The sequence below is a fragment of the Flavobacterium cupreum genome (genome assembly GCF_003996965.1).
GTDB lineage: Bacteria > Bacteroidota > Bacteroidia > Flavobacteriales > Flavobacteriaceae > Flavobacterium > Flavobacterium cupreum.
Genome location: NZ_QWDM01000271.1, coordinates 1 through 255, shown reverse-complemented (window position 1 = coordinate 255; position 255 = coordinate 1). Strand labels below are relative to the sequence as shown.

General features: G+C 36.1%; 1 protein-coding gene. It reads right to left on the bottom strand.

What is annotated here, in order from left to right:
* A partial coding sequence (locus D0817_RS25570) for a helix-turn-helix domain-containing protein (protein WP_134737826.1) occupies positions 1–255 on the bottom strand: 255 nt, incomplete at both ends.

The window sequence follows — 255 nt, the reverse complement described above, 5'->3', positions numbered from 1 at the left end:
TTCCTGAAACTGTTTTATAAGTTCCATATCGGTTAGTTGCGCTTCTACTTGCCCTGTTTTGCCGTTCATTAAATAATCGGTGCTAGTTCCTAATACAGAAGCTAATTTTTGCAATACATCAGACGATGGATTGCTTTTCCCTTTTTCATATCGACCAATTTGTACATAAGTCAAACCTACTTTTTCTGCCAGTTCAGATTGAGTTAAGTTGTTTTCTGTACGAAGTTGTTTTATGCGTTCACTTATCGTTGTCAT